Origin of the sequence: Campylobacter sp. BCW_6465 (genome assembly GCF_001762815.1) — a bacterium.
In the GTDB taxonomy this organism is placed as follows: Bacteria; Campylobacterota; Campylobacteria; order Campylobacterales; family Campylobacteraceae; genus Campylobacter_D; species Campylobacter_D jejuni.
Genome location: NZ_MJXN01000063.1, coordinates 1 through 5,608, shown reverse-complemented (window position 1 = coordinate 5,608; position 5,608 = coordinate 1). Strand labels below are relative to the sequence as shown.

The following is a 5,608-nucleotide window of genomic DNA, read 5'->3' as shown; positions in this document are numbered from 1 at the left end:
AAAGACTTTGATAAAGATAGTATCTTTTTATCTAATATGATTATGAATGTGAGATTGAAGTAAGTAAATGATAGATTTAGCAGGTGTGATTTGTTAATCACAGTAAAGTGTTTTTTGCTTATGTGTTATATTTTATTGTTATAATTTATAAAAAGTGATGAAAAATATACAGGACAAAGTTACTAATGAACCCTAAAGAACTTATCTCTCAAATCAAAGACTATGCTAATATAAGATGCTAGTTATGCTATGCTTGATTTAATTGATGAGAATGATGAAAAAGGTTTTTTATGATATATAAAAACTAAATTTGATTTATATAAGATATTTGAAATAATACAATTTAAAAAGGAGTATCAAATGAAAATCACAATGATAATTCTAAGCTTATTTTTTTTAGTATCTTTAAGTGCATGTGCTTTTAAAGACAATAAAGCAAGTGAATTAGAAACTCTTGCAAGTAATTATGGTGGAATTTATATCTTTGATAAAAAAATAAGAGAAGAGATATTGGAAAATGAAAGAAAGATAAAAGAATATAATCAATGGATTAATAATATATCTGCTTCTGATGAAGAGTTAAGAGCTAATATTAAAAAGTATGATGTAGAAAAAAAATTCCCTCAAATCCTTTCTAATGGTTGTAAATATTATCGTAGTGATTATAGATATAAAGGTAAAGCTGATTTTGGTTTCAAAGATAAACCCGAATTTGCATACTATGAAGATCAATTTAAAGCATATATGGGTGAAGAAAACTATAAAAAATTAAGACCTTATTTAGGTATGACAACTTATTATGTGTGTGAGGGTAAAAAATATCCTGTTGTTTTTGATACTATGATAGATTATAAAGTAAAAAGCTATGGATTATTTGGAGATGAAGGAAGAGGATTTAGCTTTTCTAGCATTAGTCGTAAAAGTGCAGGAGGAGGACATTTTCATTATTTTACTAATGGTAAATTTATAAAAAGTGATGAAAAATATAATTTGGAAAGATATTAATGAACCCTAAAGAACTTATCTCTCAAATCAAAGACTATGCCGATATAGCAGATGCTAGTTATGCTATGTTGCAATATGTTTAGGAAAATATAGAGCAAGATGAAAAGAATAATATTTATAAAGCAGATAAACTTACTTTTGGTGATAAATTAAAGCAAGATATTGTTATGAAAAATAGTAAAGGGGAAGATATTGTAAAACCTAAAAATACAAACACAGCTTATGCTTGTGCTATACAAGCTCGTTTTGAACAAAATAAAATAGTTAAAATAGAACCTAAATATTGTATTTCTCTTATAAATACTTGTTTTGATAGTAAAGAAATAACATTGGATAATGATATTAGTAGGGTAGGATTGAATGATGCACTGAGTAAAAGAACTATTGATTTTGTATTTTAAAACATTAGTCTAACACTTTAAGTGGGGCTTTGATATATTGCGATATTAAATATAAAGACAAATTATCTTTTAGCCCTAATGAAGTTTATACTTTTAATTCCCCTAGTGTTTATGGTTGGAATTTTCCTAATATAGCTATATTTTAATTTTTAAAAAAGTAGAATAATTTTATTAAAAATATTAAAAAGGAAAATAAATGGGTGCATTTCGTAAGTTTTATATTGTTTGGGTAGTATTTTGTATAAGTGGGTTTGTTATTTCTCCTGCTGTAGGGCATAATCCAAATAGAGTGTATGAATTTTTTGTAATGCTAGGTTGGATTATTTTTCCTTTAATTCTATTAATGCTTTATCGCTTTTTTTCTCTTTGTGAAATAAAGTTTTTGTATATAGCATTGCTATTGTTACTTTATTATCCTATAGCTTTGATATTATATTACATGTTTTATTATCATAATAGTTTTTATGTTACATTATATATTTTTTTGTCATTATTTAAATAAAGGATAATTTTGCAAGAAAAAATCAATGAATTAAAAGATTATGCAGAACTTGCACAAGCTAGTTATTTTTATTTTGATTTAGAAGATTGTATATTGCAAGAAAATGAAACTATTATTACCTTAAATGAGCTTTTAAACTTAAGCTATAATGGCAAAATAGCTGGAAAAAAAGAAAAGGTCGGACAAAAATATAGTTTTATTAGTAAAGGTAAACTCAACGGAGAATTTGGAGAATTACAGACTAAAAATTTCATTCAAAGATATGAGGTTCAATTTCATCAGCCTAACACTACAAGTGGCTTTAGTGCTACTTTGTTTTACGATAAACAAAAAGATGAATTTATAGTAGGGTTTAGGGGAACTGAGGGTTTTTGGAATATAGATACGATGCAAGACATAACTCTATCCCTCAATGGCAATATCCAATCTTCTTCTCTTTTAGAATTTTTAGAACAAGTAAATAAAATAATCAAAAACAAACACAAAAGAATTATATTTGTAGGACATTCATTGGGTGAGATTTGGGGGATGCAATGAAAATATTAAAAATACTTTATATTTGCTGGATTATATTTTTTATCTTTGCTTGGATAATATCACCTTTAATTGGGCATAATCCAGATAGATTTAAGGAATTTCTCATAGTGATTGGATGGATAATTTTGCCTCCAATAGTGAACAATCTATGGTTATTTTTAATAACAAGAATTAAAAAATATTTGATAAGGTTTTTTCTATTATTGTTATATTGTCCATTGGCAATTTTATTGTATCTTATATTTGATTAAAAGGAAAAAGTATGAAGCAACAAATCAAGAATCTTAGAGACTATGCTGAGTTAGCTTGGGCAAGCTATTTCAACCTTATCTATATTGATGGACAAAAAACTAATGATTTCACAATAGGAACAGAAAGAATCTTAAAAGATGGAGAAAATATAGAAAAATTTGAATATTATAAAGCATTGTCTAAAGACTATAAAGATTATTTTATTTATGATGATTCGTTAGCTTTTTATCCAAAACTCAATGGTGAATTTAGAGAAATCCAAACACAAAATTTTGCAAAACGCTATACAATCAAATTTCACCAACCCAATACTTTTAGTGGTTTTTCTGCTACACTTTTTTATGACATTCAAAAAGATGAGTATATTGTTAGTTTTCGAGGAACAGAAGGAATTGTAAGTATGGATGCATTTGCCGATATAGGACTTACTTTTGGTAAAGGAGATTTTCAAGCTAATGCCTTAAAACAATTTTTATTAGATATAGCACCTATTCTAAATAATATAGATTCTAGTAAAATTACCTTTGTAGGACATTCTCTGGGTGGATATTTAGCTGTTGTTGCAATGCAGCTTTGTGATACAATCGATAGAACACTTTGTACAGATTTTAATCAAATAAAATTTAGTGCTTCAAAAGTTTATACTTTTAATTCTCCTACCATAGATGGAATAGATAATATGCTAATGAGATTCTTAGCTAATTTGCTTGGAAATAATATTGTGGAGCAAATTTTAAATCCAGAAAAGATTGTTTGTGTATTTGATAATGGTAAAATTGAAATCATTGCTTCAGCTCAATATGGTGCAAGCAATGCTTTAGGTATATATACAGGGAAAAATGATCACTCTATAAAACCTCTTGTTAATACTCTCTATTTTTATTCCTATCTTTTAGAATTAGATGCTAACTATAATAAGGTCAAAGATAAAAGCCTTAGTGAGTGTATAGAGTATCTTAATCATTTTATGAAAAATATTCAAATTTATACAGAAACTTTTGTGTTAAAAAATAATGCTATTAATAATAAAAATTTCGCTCTTAAAAATGGACCTCTTGGACTTTTTAGAAGTTCTCCAGAAAAAATCAATCATTTTGAATATTTTCTTTCATTAATAGCCACCATAATGCAAGAAACAAATGGTATTTTAGAAGAGCTTGGAGATAATTATTATGCAAGCTATAAAGCTCCTACCATTAGTCAAACAAAAATCATAGATTTTATTTTAAAGGCGCAAAAAAAAGAAAAATACATTTTAATTCTTGATAAAAATGATTTTAATAAATACAGAAAAGATTGTTCCTTTATTAATAATCAAGAAAATTTAGCTCATAAAATTGCCATTGGGGAATTTAGAATTTTCATTGTGGTTTATAAAGATATGAAATGTCTTGAAAATATTAATAATATAACAAAAATATATGGATATAATTCAAAAAGTTATAAAATAAAAGATCAAATTTGGGATGAGCAATATTTAGGTGGAGTTTGTAAAATATCACAAGCTTTGTATTTTAATGGAAAAGCTAAAATAGGTATTATTTAGGAAAATTATGATAGGTAAAGACTTTTTATATTCTATTCATAAAGATAAAAAAAGTATTTATTTGTTTTGTGAAAATAAAAGCATCATTGATTGTCAAAGTATTTATGATGAACTTTATAAATTAGAAGCAACGACAGATTTTACTTTTGAAGAACTTCAAAACTATCAAGCTTATATCTTCCTAAACTCCACTCTCCTTACAGGCTCAAATGAACTTCCTAACAATCCTTTTTACTTTGGAGAATTAGATCAAGATAATACTATAAAACAAGATACACCCAGTTATTATTTTTCTCCTAAAGATGAAAGCAGTGGTTTAGGAAGACTTAGTATCTTTTATAAAAATGATGAACTTTGCTTGCTTAATTATTCTATTATAGAAAATTCTTTAAATATTAAATTAGAATGTTTAAGCAAACAAAGCTTAGAGTATAAAGACTTAATTTCAAACACTTTAAAAGAACAAAAAACCACACAAGTAGATAAAAAACAAGCTATAGCTAAACTTCATGCTCTTTTAGAAAATCAAAACCTAGAATGTATCCATGGAGGTAAAGTCATACTTAAATCAAACAAAGGAAAAACTTTTAAAGATGATGGTGTGTCTATAATGCTAGAAAGTGATTTATTAAACTCTAGTATAGTAGCTTGTCCTAATACTATAGCAGGTGTAAGTGTTCCTTGTACTAAAGTTGTTAATGTAAAAGGATCCTTATCTCAAAAGAAAGTCAATAATGAATATGTAATCTTACAAGAACTCATATCAGCTTGTATTAGTGATAAAGGTTTTCCTTTAAAAGTAAGCTTTACTCCTACTAAGTTTAAATTTGATCACAGCTTTGATCCTAAAGAGGGCTTAGGAGAACAAAGTAAAAATCAAATAGAGTTAAAAGAACCTATAATAAGACTTCATTATAAAAGTGATAGATTTCAAAAAGATAATTTACCTATCTATAATCTTTTAATCAATAATGAAAAAAAAGAACAAGATAAGGCTTTAAATGAATTTAATATAGATTTAAAAGATTTAAAAGATATAGAGGATATAAATATTCTTAATCAATTCAAACAAGACTTTAGTAAAGATTATGAATTTAAAGAATTAAATCTTAGCTTTGATACTAATTTAATCAAACTTTATTTTATTATCCCAAAAAACATTGCTAAAGTTTATAAAAGTGCTTATAAGGAATTTGAAAATAAAGATTTAGGAGTAGGGTATTTTACACAGCTACATGAGTATGATAAAATCATCAAAAATGCTTTAGAAGATAATAAAGAATTAAACGAATATCATTTAACTTTTTTAGCTCCTGCAAAAATGCAAAATTTAAAACTTCAAATCGCACAAGGACTAGATGAAAT

At 26.0% G+C, this 5,608-nt stretch carries 5 protein-coding genes; all 5 read left to right on the top strand.

Translation table 11 applies throughout. The features are described from left to right. Positions 1-360: 360 nt before the first annotated feature. Positions 361-1,005, top strand: coding sequence for a hypothetical protein (locus AJ886_RS10480; protein WP_261662492.1), 645 nt, complete (start codon positions 361-363; stop codon positions 1,003-1,005). Between the two features lie 167 nt (positions 1,006-1,172). After that, positions 1,173-1,406: a hypothetical protein gene (locus tag AJ886_RS10745; protein ID WP_261662491.1), complete on the top strand. Its 234-nt coding sequence runs from the start codon at positions 1,173-1,175 to the stop codon at positions 1,404-1,406. Between the two features lie 511 nt (positions 1,407-1,917). Continuing rightward, positions 1,918-2,445 (top strand): hypothetical protein, encoded by a 528-nt coding sequence (locus tag AJ886_RS03840; RefSeq protein WP_070287144.1) that lies wholly within the window; start codon positions 1,918-1,920, stop codon positions 2,443-2,445. A 262-nt stretch (positions 2,446-2,707) separates the two neighbouring features. Beyond that, positions 2,708-4,243 (top strand): lipase family protein, encoded by a 1,536-nt coding sequence (locus AJ886_RS10380; protein ID WP_052779379.1) that lies wholly within the window; start codon positions 2,708-2,710, stop codon positions 4,241-4,243. Positions 4,244-4,601: 358 nt separating this feature from the next. Next, on the top strand, positions 4,602-5,608 hold a 1,007-nt coding region (locus AJ886_RS03830), incomplete at its 3' end, for a hypothetical protein (protein ID WP_186820739.1).